The 14,446-nt window shown below is 69.2% G+C and carries 9 protein-coding genes; 1 reads left to right on the top strand and 8 read right to left on the bottom strand.

The window, feature by feature from the left end; all coding sequences use genetic code 11:
• Positions 1 to 75: 75 nt before the first annotated feature.
• Entirely contained in the window at positions 76 to 1,245 is a 1,170-nt protein-coding gene (locus tag WI26_RS26950) for an AraC family transcriptional regulator (protein WP_081334383.1), read from the bottom strand.
• Positions 1,245 to 2,879 (bottom strand): AMP-binding protein, encoded by a 1,635-nt coding sequence (locus WI26_RS26945; RefSeq protein WP_069228324.1) that lies wholly within the window; start codon positions 2,877 to 2,879, stop codon positions 1,245 to 1,247. The genes WI26_RS26950 and WI26_RS26945 overlap by 1 nt, the downstream gene beginning before the upstream one ends.
• A 320-nt stretch (positions 2,880 to 3,199) precedes the next feature.
• Between WI26_RS26945 and WI26_RS26940 the strand changes: the two genes are divergently transcribed.
• Positions 3,200 to 4,300: an AraC family transcriptional regulator gene (locus WI26_RS26940; protein ID WP_069227901.1), complete on the top strand. Its 1,101-nt coding sequence runs from the start codon at positions 3,200 to 3,202 to the stop codon at positions 4,298 to 4,300.
• A gap of 36 nt (positions 4,301 to 4,336) precedes the next feature.
• Here WI26_RS26940 and WI26_RS26935 read toward each other — a convergent pair whose 3' ends face one another.
• From WI26_RS26935 to uca, 6 genes are all read right to left on the bottom strand, one after another.
• Positions 4,337 to 5,830, bottom strand: a complete 1,494-nt coding sequence (locus tag WI26_RS26935; RefSeq protein ID WP_069227900.1) for a sensor histidine kinase — start codon at positions 5,828 to 5,830, stop codon at positions 4,337 to 4,339.
• Positions 5,830 to 6,549, bottom strand: a complete 720-nt coding sequence (locus WI26_RS26930) for a response regulator transcription factor (protein WP_059511292.1) — start codon at positions 6,547 to 6,549, stop codon at positions 5,830 to 5,832. Before WI26_RS26930 ends, WI26_RS26935 begins: the two co-directional genes overlap by 1 nt.
• Before the next feature lie 414 nt (positions 6,550 to 6,963).
• The gene (locus WI26_RS26925) at positions 6,964 to 7,872 is read right to left on the bottom strand and encodes an ABC transporter ATP-binding protein (RefSeq protein WP_069227899.1); all 909 of its coding nucleotides are present in this window, start codon (positions 7,870 to 7,872) and stop codon (positions 6,964 to 6,966) included.
• Positions 7,873 to 7,917: 45 nt separating this feature from the next.
• The gene (locus tag WI26_RS26920) at positions 7,918 to 8,892 is read right to left on the bottom strand and encodes an ABC transporter permease (RefSeq protein ID WP_059542398.1); all 975 of its coding nucleotides are present in this window, start codon (positions 8,890 to 8,892) and stop codon (positions 7,918 to 7,920) included.
• Positions 8,893 to 8,956: 64 nt separating this feature from the next.
• Complete coding sequence (gene atzF / locus WI26_RS26915; protein ID WP_069227898.1) at positions 8,957 to 10,843, bottom strand: allophanate hydrolase; 1,887 nt, start codon at positions 10,841 to 10,843, stop codon at positions 8,957 to 8,959.
• Entirely contained in the window at positions 10,840 to 14,430 is a 3,591-nt protein-coding gene (gene uca / locus WI26_RS26910; protein WP_069227897.1) for an urea carboxylase, read from the bottom strand. Before uca ends, atzF begins: the two co-directional genes overlap by 4 nt.
• Positions 14,431 to 14,446: the final 16 nt, after the last annotated feature.

Below are 14,446 nucleotides of genomic sequence, written 5' to 3'. Positions count from 1 at the left end.
CGACGGGGAGCCATCCATGGGAGCGCGCGAAGGATGCCGGTTATGGGAACGCGTTCGAATGCACGGCGCGACGCGCTACGCGCGCCGCCGGTACGTGCCCGGCGTGCTGCCCGTCCAGTGGCGGAACGCGCGATGGAACGCGCTCGGATCGTCGAAGCCGATGTCAGCGCCGATCGCCGCGATCGTGTCGAGCGTGTCGGTGAGCCGCTGGATCGCGATGTCGCGCCGCAGTTCATCCTTGAGCGCCTGGAACGTCGTGCCTTCGGAGGCCAGATGGCGGCTCAGCGTGCGCACCGAGCAATGCAGATGCTCGGCCGCCTGGTCGATCACGGGCAGGTCGGGCAGCGCCGCCGACAGGTACTGCCGCACGCGATGGCATACGAGCTGTTCGCTGAACGATTCGAAGATCCAGTCGCCGGGCGCGCGCGCGAGGAATTTGCGCAGGTTGCGCTTGCTCTGCCGGATCGGCGCGTCGAGGTAGTCGGCGCTGAAGCGCATCAACGTGCGTTCGCGGTCGAACTGCACCGAGCCGGTGAAGAAGTACAGATGCTCGACCGCATGGCGCGGACGCGGGCACGCGAACTCGATCTGCAACAGCGGGATCTTCTGCCCGATCAGCCAGGAACACACGCCGTGCACGAGCTTGAGCATCAGCTCCTGGCCGAGCGCGCCAATCGGGCCGATGGCCGGGTTCGGCCGCAGCAGCACCTGCGCGACCAGGCCGTCGCGCTTCGATTCGACGAAGAAGTCGTCGAGCAGGATATGGAAGAACTGGCCGAAACGATGCAGCGCCGTTTCGAGGTTGCGCGCATCGAGCAGGCTCAGGCACAGGTACTTCAGCGTGCCGCCGCGCAGCGGGCGCGAGAAGATGCCGGGCATCTCGTCGTCCAGGTCGATCGCGAGCGTGCGGTACAGCGTCGAGAATTGCTCTTCCGTCACGCGCGCATGCGGCTCGCCGAGCAGCTCGAGCGAAATGCCGGCCCCGCGCAGGTAGCGCTCGACCACATCGCGCTGCGCGCCCGCACTCGCGAGGAACCCGTTGACGAGCGAGATCGGCACCGTCGCGCTCGGCGATGGCAGCGCACGCCCGGGCTGGGCGGAAGGTGAATCTGAACCGGTCATCGCGTCCCCGTCGGTCGAACCGCTCGCATTGTACTTGAGCGGCCCGGAGCGGGCCTTCGGGGCATTCGGGGTTCTCCGCGCACCGGCCCGCGCGCCGTCGGGCGCGCGGCGCTGCGGCGCCATCAGTCGGCGCGGCTGAGTTCCCGGCGCAGGATCTTGCCGACCGTCGACTTCGGCAGCCGGTCGACCAGGCGGATCAGCTTCGGCACCTTGTAGGCCGCGAGGCTCGCGCGGCAATGCGCGACGATCTCCGCTTCCGCCACGATCGCGTCCGGCGCGAGCACCACGAACAGCTTGACGGCCTCGCCGGTGCGCTCGTCCGGCACGCCGATGCACGCGCATTCGGCCACGCCCGGCAGCGACGTGGCAGCGGCCTCCACCTCGTTCGGATACACGTTGAAACCCGACACGATGATCATGTCCTTCTTGCGATCGACGATCTTCAGGAAGCCGGCCGCGTCGAACACGCCGATGTCGCCGGTGCGGAAGTAGCCGTCCGCGGTGAACGCGGCTGCATTCGCGTCCGGCTTGCGCCAGTATCCGCCCATCACCTGCGGGCCCTTCACGCAGATCTCGCCGGCTTCGCCGATCTCGACTTCACGATCCTGGTCATCCAGCAGCTTCACGTCGGTCGACGGCAGCGGCAAGCCCGTCGTGCCGGTGAACGCATCGATCGACTGCGGGTTGAACGTGACCACCGGCGACGTCTCCGACAGCCCGTACCCTTCGCGGATGAAGTTGCCCGTCACGGCCTTCCAGCGTGCGGAGATCACGTCGATCACCGCCGCGCCGCCGCCGGCCGACAGCTTCAGCCGCGACCAGTCCACTTCCTTCAGCCGCGGATGGCTCGCGAGCCCCGCGTATAGCGTATTGACGCCGACGAACACCGACGGCCGCGCGGCCTTCAGCACGTCGATGAAGCCGTCCATGTCGCGCGGGTTCGCGACGAGCCAGTTCTCCGCGCCGATCGCGAAGTAGGACAGGAAGTTCACCGTCAGCGCGAAGATGTGATACAGCGGAATCGCCGTGACGACGACCTCCTCGCCCGGCTGACGCGCGGCCGGCACGATCGCCGCGAACTGCTCGATGTTCGCGACGAGGTTGCGATGCGACAGCGCGGCGCCCTTCGACAGCCCGGTCGTGCCGCCCGTGTACTGCAGCAGCAGCAGATCGGCGCCGCCGAGCGCGACCGGCTCGAAGGCGAGCGACTCGCCGGCGGCGATCGCGTCCGCGAGCGGAAGCGAGCCGGGCGGCAGCGCGTCGCACGCGCCGGCCGGCGCATCGACGACGCCAAGATCGCCACCCCCGACGCTCAACACGGTCCGCATGCGCGTCTTGTCGACCACGTCGGCGAACGTGCCCATCGATCCGCCGCACACCACGGCGACTTCGACACCGGCGTCGTTGAGCTGATGCTCGAGTTCGTGTGCGGTGTACAACGGATTCACGTTGACCTGGATCGCGCCGATCCGCGCGAGCGCGACGAACACCACCGGAAATGCGAGCACGTTGGGCAGCATCACGGCCACGCGGTCGCCCTTGCGCACGCCCACGACCTGCCGCAGGTATGCGGCGAGCGCGGCCGACTGGCGGTCGATGTCGGCGTAGGTCAACGTACGGCCGAACGCGCGGAACGCGGGGCGCTCGGCGAAGCGGCGCATCGCTTCGTCCAGCAGCGCGGTTACGGAAGGATGGCGATCGGCATCGATCTCGGCGGGGATCGAGCCGTACGACCCGATCCAGTGTCTCTTCGTCATGTCCTGCTCCTCGGGGGACGGCGCCAGGCAGCGCCGTTCGCACGGCGGCCCGCGCATCTGATGCGCATGGGCCGTCGCCTGATCGGCGACTATCGCCCGCCAAAGGTGCTTTGAAAATGATCCCGGCGGTCGAAAAGATGATCGAAACGGACACGCGGGCGCCCGGCGCGCCGCCACGCGCGGCGTGCGCTCGCGCGTCGGCTTGCCGTTGTCGGGCTCTGCAAGCCCGTCCGTATCAGGGTGAACCCTATGGCGCGCCCGCGCGTTCCGGCGCAGAATCGCGAACCCGGAACGGTATCGAATCGGACGCAGAACCAGCCATGCCGCGCAGTGCGCTCTTGACCCCGACGGCCGCCGGCGCAGCCTCGCTGCCGGACGCCCCGCTCGCCCACGCGTTGCGCGAGAAGCGCTTCTCGCCGGCCAAGCTGGCCGTGCTCGTCGGTGTCGCCCGCGAACTCGGCCTCGACCCGGCCGCCGTGCTCGACGGCACCGGCCTGTCGCCGGACGCCGTCACCGACCCGTTCACGCTCACGTCGCAACTGCAGTTCCTGCGCGCCGCGCGCAACGCGATCGGCCGCTACGACGGCACCGATCTCGGCGTGCGTGTCGGCCGCCGGCTGCATGCGTCGAGCTACGGGATGTACGGCTACGCGATGCTGTGTTCCGAATCGCTCGCGCATGCGTTCGATTCGGCAGTCAAATATCACCAGCTCGCGAACGGGATGCTCGCGATCCGCTGGGTCGAACAGGGCGACACCGCGTCGTGGCTGTTTCCCGATCCGCACGAAGCCGCGCTGCCGGAGCCGGACCTGCCCCTCTACCGCTTCCTGATCGACATGCAGTTCGCGCTGCACGTGACCATCATCAAGGACGTGATGGGTGCATGGTGCGTGCCGGCCCGCGCGCAGTTCGCGCAACCGCGACCGCCGCATGCGGCGCTGCTGTCCGATGCGCTCGAATGCCCGATCGCGTTCGACCAGCCGCATCACGTGTTGAGCTACCCGGCCGCGTGGCTCACGCGTGCGCCGCAGCTCGCGAACCCGATCACGGCCGCACAGGTATCGTCGCACTGCGCGCGCCTGCTCGACGAATTGCGCAGCCAGGCGGGCGTCACGCGGCGGGTCTACCAGGAACTCACACGCACGCCCGGACAGTTCCCGGACATCGACGCGATCGCCGACATCCTTTGCATGACGTCGCGCACGCTGCGCCGCAAGCTCGATGCCGAAGGCACGTCGTACAGCGAGTTGCTGACGAGCGTGCGCAAGGCGCTCGCGATCGACTATCTGTCCACCACCACGCTCAGCACCGAGGACATCGCACTCACGCTCGGTTTCAGCGACGCAGTGGGATTCCGCCACGCGTTCAAGCGCTGGACCGGCACGACGCCGAGCGACGTGCGGCGCAAGCGCGGCGGATAAGCGCCACGCGCCAGCGAGCGGGCATCGCCGCCGGTTTCAGTGCGCGTCGCCGGCCGCCGGGTGCGCGACCGCCAGCGCGAACTCGAACACCGCGCCGCACCCGTCCCGGTCGACGAGCCGGATCGCACTGCCGTTGAGCGCCAGCATCCGGTGCACGATCAGCAGCCCAAGCCCGCCGCGCGTCGCCGCGCCGCCGCTCATCGGCCGCTGCGGCCGCTGGAACAGCCCTTCGCGCCGCGCCGGCGGAATGCCTTCGCCGGTATCCGATACGGTCACCACCACGCGATCGTCCCTCGGCGTCAGCGCGACTTCGACTTCGCCATGCCGCGGCGTGTGCCGCAATGCGTTGTCGAGCAGGTTGGTCAGCACGCGCTCGATCATCCCGAGATCGGCCGACACGATCGGCACGCGCGGCGGGATGCGCGCATGCAGCGTGACGCCGCGCGACTGCGCCGCGAGTTCGAACTTCTCGAATACGTCCTGCACGAGATCGACGAGCGAGAACGGTTCGCGCTCGGCCTGCACGCCGCCCGATTCGAGCCGCGCGAGTTCGAACAGCGCTTGCGCGAGCCGGCCGACCTTCGTGCTCTGCGCAAGCGCGATCGACAGGTAGCGGCGGCGTTCGGACTCCGCGAGCGCGTCGGACTTCAGCGACAGCGTTTCCAGATAGCCGTGCAGCGACGTCAGCGGCGTGCGCAGGTCGTGCGAGATGTTCGTGATCAGCTCGCGCCGCTGCTGGTCCTGGCGCGTCAGCGCGCGCCACTGGTCGCCGATACGGTCGGCCATCTGCGCGAACGCGGATTCGAGCACCGCGATGTCGTCGCCGCGCCGCCCCGGCGGCGAGCGCGGCACCGGCGGCTGCGTGTCGGGCGCGGCGTTCGCGTCGAAGCGGCGCATCGCGTCGGTAAGCCGGCGCAGCGGGCGCGTGATGAAACTGAACGCGGTCAGGCCGGCGAGCAGGCCGAGCAGCGCGACCAGCGCCATCGACCACAGCGTCGTGCGTAGCACGCTGCCGGCGTCGACGCGCGCGGCCAGCCGGTCGTGCGCTTCCCCAAGCAGCACCACGTAGATGTAGCCGGACGGCGGCTGTCCCGCACGCTGCAACGGCGCGGCGCTGAAAACTTTGCGCGCGTCGGGGCTGCGGGGATCGTCGCCGAGGATCGGCAGCGGCTCGCCCGCGATAAAGCGCTGCACCGGCGCGAGATCGACGCGGTCGCGCTTCACATGGCCCGGCGGCGCATCGTCGCCCCGGATGCGCCCGGCGTTGTCGAGCAGGTACACCTCGACGCTCGGGTTCACGCCCATCAGCTGGCCGAACAACGTGCGCAAGGCGTCCGGGCGCAGCCCGTTCGCGTCCATCAGCGGCGTGCTGCTCGCGATATGCGCGGCGAGATCGCGCGACAGGCCCTGCACGACTTCCTTCTCGCGCATGTCGTTCGCGCGGATCTGCAGCCATGCCGACGCCCCCGAACATGCGAGCAGCAGGATCGAGAACACGAGCGACAGCCGCTGGGTGAGGGTCAGCTTCATCACGCGTCCCGCTGATCCGGCGCGGCGAGCTTGTAGCCGCGTCCCCACACGGTGAGGATGCGCACGGGTTCGGCCGGATCGGCCTCGATCTTCGCGCGCAGCCGGTTGATGTGGGTGTTCACGGTGTGCTCGTAGCCTTCGTGCTGGTAGCCCCACACGGCGTTGAGCAGGTCCATCCGCGAGAACACCTTGCCCGGATGCCGCGCAAAGAAATACAGCAGGTCGAACTCGCGTGGCGTGAGGTCGATGCGCGTACCGTCGACGGCGGCTTCCCGCGCGATCGGGTCGATCGACAGCCCGGCCACGTCGAGCGTGCCCGCGTCGATCCGCGAATCGCGCGCGAGCGCGTCGACGCGCCGCAACAGCGCCTTGACCCGCGCGACGAGTTCGAGCACCGAGAACGGCTTTGCGAGGTAGTCGTCGGCGCCCAGCTCGAGGCCGAGTATCCGGTGCACCTCGCTCGAGCGTGCGCTCGTGATGATGATCGGCGTGTAGCGCGCCATCGCGCGCGCGCGCCGGCAGATCTCCAGACCGTCTACGCCGGGCAGCATCAGGTCGAGGATCAGCGCATCCCAGTTGCCCTGTTCGAGCAGGCGCAGCCCTTCCGTGCCGTCCGCGCTGTGGACCACTTCGTAGCGCTCGTCGCGCAGGTGCAGGCTCAGCACGTCGGCGATGTCGGCATCGTCCTCGACGATCAGGATGCGTTTGGGGTGGTCCATGGCGGTCGGTGGCGGCACGTCGGTGGCGGTCTCGGGCTGGTTTCGAAGCGTCGTTCCGGTTGCCCCGTTTCAACCGGAAGGCCGGCATGCCGGGGCGGTTCGCGGCAGCAACGCCGCGCTGCCGCCATTGTGCAAAATTTTGCGGCGCAAAGGGATCACAAATCGTTTAAGTTTGGATCCAAGCCGTCGGCCCGGCGATCCTGCAACGCATTCCGATCCGGCCCCAGCCCGTCGAAATGCGCTCGAGTGCGCACGCGCCGCTCGTCTGCGGGCAGCGTGCGGCCGTCGTGACGGAGTTCGCGAATCCGGGCTCGGTTCCTGCGCGCCCGCCTCTCGCCGCGCGCGTAGAAGCGTTCCGTGGGACAGATACGCGGGCGCACTCGGCCTCGGCCAGGATCGCTCGCGGTGCGCCTGCTATTCGACGTTATCCGAAACGTCCGTCATCCGGATCATATGCGGCTTCACACCTTCGTCGTCTGCTGCCACCTCCTTCGGATGGATCAGCGCTTCGAGCCGCGCCTTCGTCGCGATGAATTCCGGCGTATTGACCTGCGAATAGTCCCGCGGCCGCGGGACCGGCACCTCGATCAGCTCCTGCACGCCGCCCGGGTTCGCCTTCAGCACGAGAATCCGGTCCGCGAGGAAAATCGCCTCGTCGAGATCGTGCGTGATGAACAGGATCGTCACGTCGATATTGCGCCAGATGTCGAGCAGATGTGTCTGCATCCGTGCGCGCGTCTGCGCGTCGAGCGCGCCGAACGGTTCGTCCATCAGCAGGATGCGCGGACGGTTCGCGAGCGCGCGGGCGATCGCCACGCGCTGCTTCATGCCGCCCGACAACTGATGCGGATACACATCGGCGAACCGCGTCAGCCCGACCAGATCGAGCCATTGCAGTGCCTCGCGCTCGGCTTCGCTGCCGCTGCTGCCGTTCATCCGGAGCCCGAACATCACGTTCTTCTTCACGGTGAGCCACGGAAACAGCGTATAGCCCTGGAACACCATCCCGCGATCGGCGCCCGGCCCCTGCACGGGCTTGCCGTCCAGCAGCACCTCGCCGCTCGTCTGCGCGTCGAGCCCGGCCAGGATGCGAATCAGCGTCGACTTGCCGCAGCCGGACGGGCCGATCACGCACACGAACTCGCGCCGGTGGGTGCGGAAACTGATGTCGTCGAGCGCGACGCACTCGCCCTGCGGCGTCGCGAATCGCTTGCCGACGTGACGCACGTCGAGTATCACGTCGCGGGCTTTGAGCCGCGCGAAGCGCTCGCGCACCGCGTCGGATTGAATCAGGTAATCGGGAACGGCCTGCGGATTCTGCATGATGCCCTCTACGGAAATCGGTCGATGGATGCGCGTCAACGGGCGTCACGCCTTCAGCGTGCGATCCCACGGAAACAGCTTGCGGCCGAGCAGTCCGAGCGCGATGTCGGTGCCGAGGCCGATGATCCCGATCATCAGGATCGCCGCGTATACGTTGTCGAAATGCTGGTAGCGCGCCTGCTGGCTGATGTACCACGTGATGCCCGAGCTCGTGCCGACGAGTTCGGCGACGATCAGGTAGGTCCATGCCCAGCCGAGCAGGATCCGCTGGTCGCGATACAGGTCGGGCAGCACGCCTGGAATCACGACGTGCGTGAGCAGTTGCAGTTTCTTCGTGCCGAGCGTCATCGCAGCCTCGAACAGCCCGTATTCGAGCTTGCGCGTCGTGTTCGCGATGATCAGCACCTGCTGGAACAGCGTGCCGATCACGATGATCGCGACCTTCGGCGCGTCGTAGATGCCGAGGATCGCGACCATCAGCGCACCGAACGCCGGCGCCGGCAGGTAGCGGAAGAACTCCAGGAACGGCTCCTGCAGTCGCGCGAGCGCACTGAATGTGCCGCAGACGATGCCGAGCGGCACGCCGATCGCGGACGAGATCACGAAGCCCCAGAAGATGATCCGGATGCTGTGCCACAGGCTCTCGTGCAGCCACACGCCGTCGCGCGATGCGGGCGGCGTCGTGAACGCCGTGTAGAACGCGCGCAGCACCTGATGCGGCGCAGGGAGGTACACCGGGTTCGCTCGCACGCCCTCGGGCACGGCCGCGTGCGCCGCGCGCGCATGCGCGAGTTCGTCGTCGAACACGTCGCGGTCGATCTGCATGCCGGTCTGGAAATAGTCGACGCTTCCCGGATTCGTGATGCGCATTTGCGGATGCCAGATGAAGGGCACGTAGCTGATCAGGCACCAGACGGCGAACGGCAGCAGGAAGGACGCCAGGCCGAGCGTCCATTTGCCGCGCGCCGTCAGCTCGCGGCGCACGGCGAGCCAGCCTGTCGTGTTGCGGGTCGTTGACATGGGAATCTCCGTATCGTTTCGGGTGCCGGTCACGCAGTTGCCGAAGCAACGCGCGACCGGGCGTTCATTGCAATGCGCCGCTGGCGGCCTGTGCCAGGTAAGCCCGCCAGCCGCCGAAGCGCGTGATGTCCCGCGCATCGTCGAGCGCCGCGCTTTCACACAAGAAGCCCTGCACCCGCGAGCCGTCCTCGAGCACAAGCGTGCCGATGCCGAGCGGTGCCGCGATCCCGGCGACGAAGCTGCCGTACGCGTCGACGGGCATCTCCCATATCTCGACCACGATCGGCGCGCCGCCGTCCGGCACGCGCACGAGGCCCGGCTTGGCGACGCCGCCGCAGGCCGCCGCGGACAGCGCGTAGAGTCGATAGGCCGCAGCGGTCGTCGTCGCGGCGACGAACCGCGCACCGCGCTGCGTGAGCTGCCCGTTCAACGGCTCGCCACGCAGATGCGCGCCGACGACCGCCACGCGCACGACAGCGGATGATTCATCGCACGCAGATGCGGCCGTCGCCGGCGCCCCGGCCTCGCCGACGCCCGCATCGCCGGCAGCGACGGCGCCGTCGCACCACGCCTGTGCGAGATCGAGCAGCCGTGCATCGTCGTGCGCACGGCCGACGAACGTGATCCCGAACGGCAGGCCCGCATGCCGCCCGCTTTCGCACCTGCCGGCCGGCACGGCGATCGCCGACAGGTCGAGCAGGTTGACGAAATTCGTGTAGTAGCCGAAGCGCGAGTTGACGCCGATCGGATCGGCTTCGAGCGCGTCGACGGTCGCGGTCGTCGCCGAGGTCGGCATCACGATCGCGTCGAGCCCGCTCCACGCGCGCGCCGCTTCGACGCGCAGCGTCGCGAGCCGGTCGAACGCGACGAACGCGTCGGCCGCGCTGAAGCGCGACGCGCCGCCGACGATTTCGCGAATCACCGGATGCAATGCATCGGGCTCCCGCGCGGCGAATGCGCCGATCGCGGCGAGCCGCTCGGCGACCCACGGGCCGTCGTACAACAGCCGCGCGGTGGCCAGGAATGGGCTGAAATCGATCTCGACGACCTGCGCGCCGGTTGCGCGCAGGCGTTCGAGCGCCGCGCCCCATGCCGCGCGATACGAATCGTCACCGAAGAATTCGAGCTGATCGGCACGCGGCGCGCCGAAGCGAACCTGCGCGAGCAGCCGCGCCGGATGCGCGCGAAGTCCGCCCGCGCCCGCCGGCGGCTGCCATGCGCGCCCGTACGGATCGCCTTCGGTCACGCCGTGCGCGGCATCGAACACCGCCCGCGCATCCGCCGGCGAGTGCGCGAACACCGACACGCAATCGAGCGACCGACAGGCCGGCACGACGCCGAGCGTACTCACCACACCTCGGGTCGGCTTGAGCCCGACGAGGCCGTGGAACGCGGCCGGCACGCGTCCGGAACCGGCCGTGTCGGTGCCGAGCGAGAACGTCGCGACACCGAGTGCGACCGCCACCGCCGATCCGGAACTCGACCCGCCCGACGCATAGCGCGGATCGAGCGCATTGCGGCACGCGCCGTATGGCGAGCGCTGTCCCGAAAGCCCGGTCGCGAACTGGTCGAGATTGGTCTTGCCGACCGGAATCGCACCGGCCGCGATCAACCGCTCGACCACGGGCGCGCTGCGCGCCGGCGTGTACGCATAAGCCGGGCAAGCCGCCGTCGTCGGTATGCCGGCGAGGTCGATGTTGTCCTTGATCGCGAACGGCACGCCGTAAAGCGGCAACGACGCGACGTCGCGCCCGGCGAGCGCGTCGGCATACCGTGTCATCTCCGCGCGCGTCAGCGGCCGTATCCACGCATGATGCGGGTCGCCGGCGTCGAAATGCGCGGCGATCGCATCGACGAGCGCATGCGGCGTCAGCTCACCCGCCACGTAGCGCGCGCGCAGCGCGGCAATCGAGCGCAGCCCCGGCAGGAGAGAACGTTCCGTCGTGCTCATGCGACCTCCTCGGCGGCGCCCGCCTTCATCACCATCAGCCGCTGGCCGGCGACCACCGCCGCGCCCGGCGCGCAATCGATCGTCTCGATCGTGCCGTCTTCCGTTGCCGTCACCGCCACCTCCATCTTCATCGACTCGATGATCGCGACGACCTGCCCTTCGGTCACGCGCTCGCCGGCCTCCACCAGCACCTTCCACACGCTGCCCGACACGTCCGCGGCAATCGCCCGCTGCGTGTCGTCGAGCACGCCCGCTGCCCGTGCCGCCTGCGCGTCGCCCGGCTCCGCCTCGCCGACGTATTCCGCCTGCCCGGCCGCCCGCCATCGCTCGCGTTCGGCTTCGAACGCGGTTTGCTGCGCGGCCTTGAACGTCGCGATGGAATCGGCCTCCTCGCGCAGAAAGCGGTTGTATGCGCCCAGATCGAACACGGATTCCTCGATCCTCAGCGCCGCGCGGCCCGCGACGAAATCCGCGCGCAGCGCGCTCAGCTCCGCCTCGCCGACTTCGTAAAAGCGGATCTCGTCGAAGAAGCGCAGCAGCCACGGCTTGCCGGCCTCGAATTCGCGCGTGGTGCGGTGGCGGTTCCACATCTGCACGGTCCGGCCGACGAACTGGTAGCCGCCGGGCCCTTCCATTCCGTACACGCACAGGTACGCGCCGCCGATGCCGACCGCGTTCTCCGGCGTCCAGGTGCGCGCGGGGTTGTACTTCGTGGTCACCAGCCGGTGCCGCGGATCGATCGGCGTCGCAACCGGCGCACCGAGGTAGACGTCGCCGAGCCCCATCACCAGATAGCGCGCGTCGAACACGATGCGCCTGACGTCGTCGATGCTCGCCAGGCCGTTGATGCGCCGGATGAACTCGATATTGCTCGGGCACCACGGCGCATCGGGCCGCACCGACTGCATGTAGCGCTCGATCGCGACGCGCGTCGACGGGTCGTCCCACGACAGCGGCAGATGCACGATGCGGTTCGGCACGCGCATGTCGGCCACGTCCGGCAGTTCGCGCTCGGCGGCCTGCAGATGCGCGAGCAGCGTGGCGAGCGGCAGCGTCCGCGCGTCGAACTGCACCTGCAGCGAGCGAATTCCCGGCGTCAGGTCGAGCATGCCGGGCAGCCGGTGCGCGTCGAGCCAGCACATCAGCGCGTGCACGCGAAAGCGCAGGTTGAGGTCGAGCACGAGCGGCCCGTATTCAATCAGCACGTTGCGATCGCCCGAGCGCCGGTACACCACACCGATGCCGCCGCCGGCCGACGAGTCGCGATGCAGCACGCAATCGTCCGGCGCATCCGCGGATGCCGCCGGCGCGATCGCCGGGGCCGCCGGCACGGGCGACACGCGGGCGCGCACGAACCGCACGGTATCGCCGGGGCGCAACTGCCCGAGCTTCCACAACTCGTCGCGCACGACCGTCACCGGGCACACGAAGCCACCGAGGCTCGGACCGTCCGGGCCCAGAATCACTGGCATGTCACCGGTGAAATCGACCGCACCGATCGCATACGCGTTGTCGTGGATGTTCGACGGATGCAGGCCCGCCTCGCCGCCGTCCACGCGCGCCCATTGCGGCTTCGGGCCGATCAGCCGCACGCCGGTGCGGCTGGAGTTGTAATGGACCGTCCACTGCGTGCCGTAGAGCATCGCGATGTCGTCGGGCGTGAAGAAATCGGGCGCGCCGTGAGGACCGTCGAGCACGCCGAGCGTCCATGCATGCGTCAGCGCGGGAACGTCGGCTTCGGCCAGCGTCGCGCCCGCGTCGCCGCGCCCCGCGTCCGCGTGCAGATGCAACACGTCGCCCTTGCGCAGCGCGCGCCCCGCGTGGCCGCCGAACTGGCCGAGCGTGAAGGTCGCCTTGCTGCCGAGATAGTCAGGCACCTGCAGCCCGCCCTTCACGGCCAGGCATGCGCGCACGCCCGCGCCCGTCACGCCGCCGAGCTTCAGCACCGCGCCGGGCCGCGCGCGCAGCACCTGCCAGAACGGCGCGGGCTCGCCGTCGAGCGTGGCCGCGAGCGGCGCGCCGCCAAGCACGAACAACGTCGCCGTGTTGAAGCGCAGCGTCGCGCCGACCATCGTGAATTCCAGCCCCGCCGCGTCGCGCGCGTTGCCGAGCAGCGCGTTCGCGAGGTCGAACGCGCGATCGTCCATCGGCCCGGACGGCGGCACGCCGACGCTCCAGTAGCCGACGCGCCCGGGAGCCTGCTGCACGGTGGTCTGCACGCCGCCGTCGAGCACGTCGATCGTATGCGGCGCGAACACGAAGCGCGACAGGAATGCCGTCGTCGGCGCGCCGCGCGCGAATGTGTCCGAACCGACGACGGCGCGCAGGTAGTCGAGGTTGGTCTCGATCCCGTACAGCTCGGTGCGCGCCAGCGCGGCCTGCAATGCGGCCAGCGCGTCGCGCCGCGTATCGCCGCGCACGATCAGCTTCGCGAGCAGCGGATCGTAATGCGCACTGATCTCGGTGCCCGCTTCGATCCACCCGTCGACGCGCACGTCGTCCGGAAACGCGACGTGCGTGAGCAGACCCGCGCTCGGCTGAAACTGCTTGTGCGGATCCTCCGCATAGAGCCGCACCTGGATGCTCGCGCCGCGCGGAGCGACGGCAAGCGTGTCGAGCGGCGGCAGGTCGCCTTCGGCCTGCAGGATCATCCATTCCACGAGATCGACGCCCGTCACCGCTTCGGTCACGCAATGTTCGACCTGCAACCGCGTATTCACCTCGAGGAAATAGAACTGCCGCGCGTTCGCGTCGAACACGAATTCGACGGTGCCGGCCGACGCATAGCCGACGGCGCGGGCAAGCCGCACCGCGCTCGCATGCAGCGCGTCGCGCTCGGCGCCGGTCAGGTCCGGCGCGGGCGTTTCCTCGATCACCTTCTGGTTGCGGCGCTGCACGGAGCAATCGCGTTCGCCGAGCGCGATCGCGCCACCCCGGCCGTCGCCGAAAATCTGCACTTCGATGTGCCGCGCATGTTCGACGAACTTCTCGAGATAGACGCCCGCATGCGCGAAGTTCGCATTGCCGAGCCGCACGACGGATTCGAAAGCCGCCTCAAGCTGCGCGGCATCGCGGCATAACGACATGCCGATCCCGCCGCCGCCGGCGGTGCTTTTCAGCATCACGGGATAACCGATTGCGTCGGCTTGGGCGAGCGCCGTCGCCACGTCGTCGAGCAGGCCCGTGCCCGGCAGCAGCGCGACGCCCTGTGCGGCGGCGAGCGCGCGCGCGGTGTGCTTGAGGCCGAACGCGCGCATGTGATCGCCGCACGGCCCGATGAAGCGCAGGCCGGCCGCTTCGCACGCATCGGCGAAACCGGCATGCTCGGACAGGAAGCCGTAGCCGGGATGGACGGCCTGCGCGCCGGTCTCGCGCGCGGCGGCGAGGATCGCCGCGACGTTCAGGTAGCTGTCGGCCGACGGCGCGGGCCCGACGCGCACCGCTTCGTCGGCGAGCGCCACGTGACGCGCATCGCGATCGGCATCCGAATAGATCGCGACCGACGCGATGCCGAGGCGCTTGAGCGTGCGGATCACGCGGCACGCGATTTCGCCGCGGTTCGCGACGAGGACCTTGGCGAATCTCATGTTGCCTCCCGCGAAT

This window comes from Burkholderia diffusa (assembly GCF_001718315.1).
GTDB lineage: Bacteria > Pseudomonadota > Gammaproteobacteria > Burkholderiales > Burkholderiaceae > Burkholderia > Burkholderia diffusa_B.
The sequence above is the reverse complement of the archived record's forward strand: the minus strand, read 5'-3'. Positions and strand labels throughout refer to the sequence as shown.

What these genes read in the sequence shown, in the direction of transcription:
- WI26_RS26950 (WP_081334383.1), bottom strand. Translation starts at nt 1,245, where the DNA reads ATGGCGCCGCAGCGCCGCGCGCCCGACGGCGCGCGGGCCGGTGCGCGG.
- WI26_RS26945 (WP_069228324.1), bottom strand. Translation starts at nt 2,879, where the DNA reads ATGACGAAGAGACACTGGATCGGGTCGTACGGCTCGATCCCCGCCGAG.
- WI26_RS26940 (WP_069227901.1), top strand. Translation starts at nt 3,200, where the DNA reads ATGCCGCGCAGTGCGCTCTTGACCCCGACGGCCGCCGGCGCAGCCTCG.
- WI26_RS26935 (WP_069227900.1), bottom strand. Translation starts at nt 5,830, where the DNA reads ATGAAGCTGACCCTCACCCAGCGGCTGTCGCTCGTGTTCTCGATCCTG.
- WI26_RS26930 (WP_059511292.1), bottom strand. Translation starts at nt 6,549, where the DNA reads ATGGACCACCCCAAACGCATCCTGATCGTCGAGGACGATGCCGACATC.
- WI26_RS26925 (WP_069227899.1), bottom strand. Translation starts at nt 7,872, where the DNA reads ATGCAGAATCCGCAGGCCGTTCCCGATTACCTGATTCAATCCGACGCG.
- WI26_RS26920 (WP_059542398.1), bottom strand. Translation starts at nt 8,892, where the DNA reads ATGTCAACGACCCGCAACACGACAGGCTGGCTCGCCGTGCGCCGCGAG.
- atzF (WP_069227898.1), bottom strand. Translation starts at nt 10,843, where the DNA reads ATGAGCACGACGGAACGTTCTCTCCTGCCGGGGCTGCGCTCGATTGCC.
- uca (WP_069227897.1), bottom strand. Translation starts at nt 14,430, where the DNA reads ATGAGATTCGCCAAGGTCCTCGTCGCGAACCGCGGCGAAATCGCGTGC.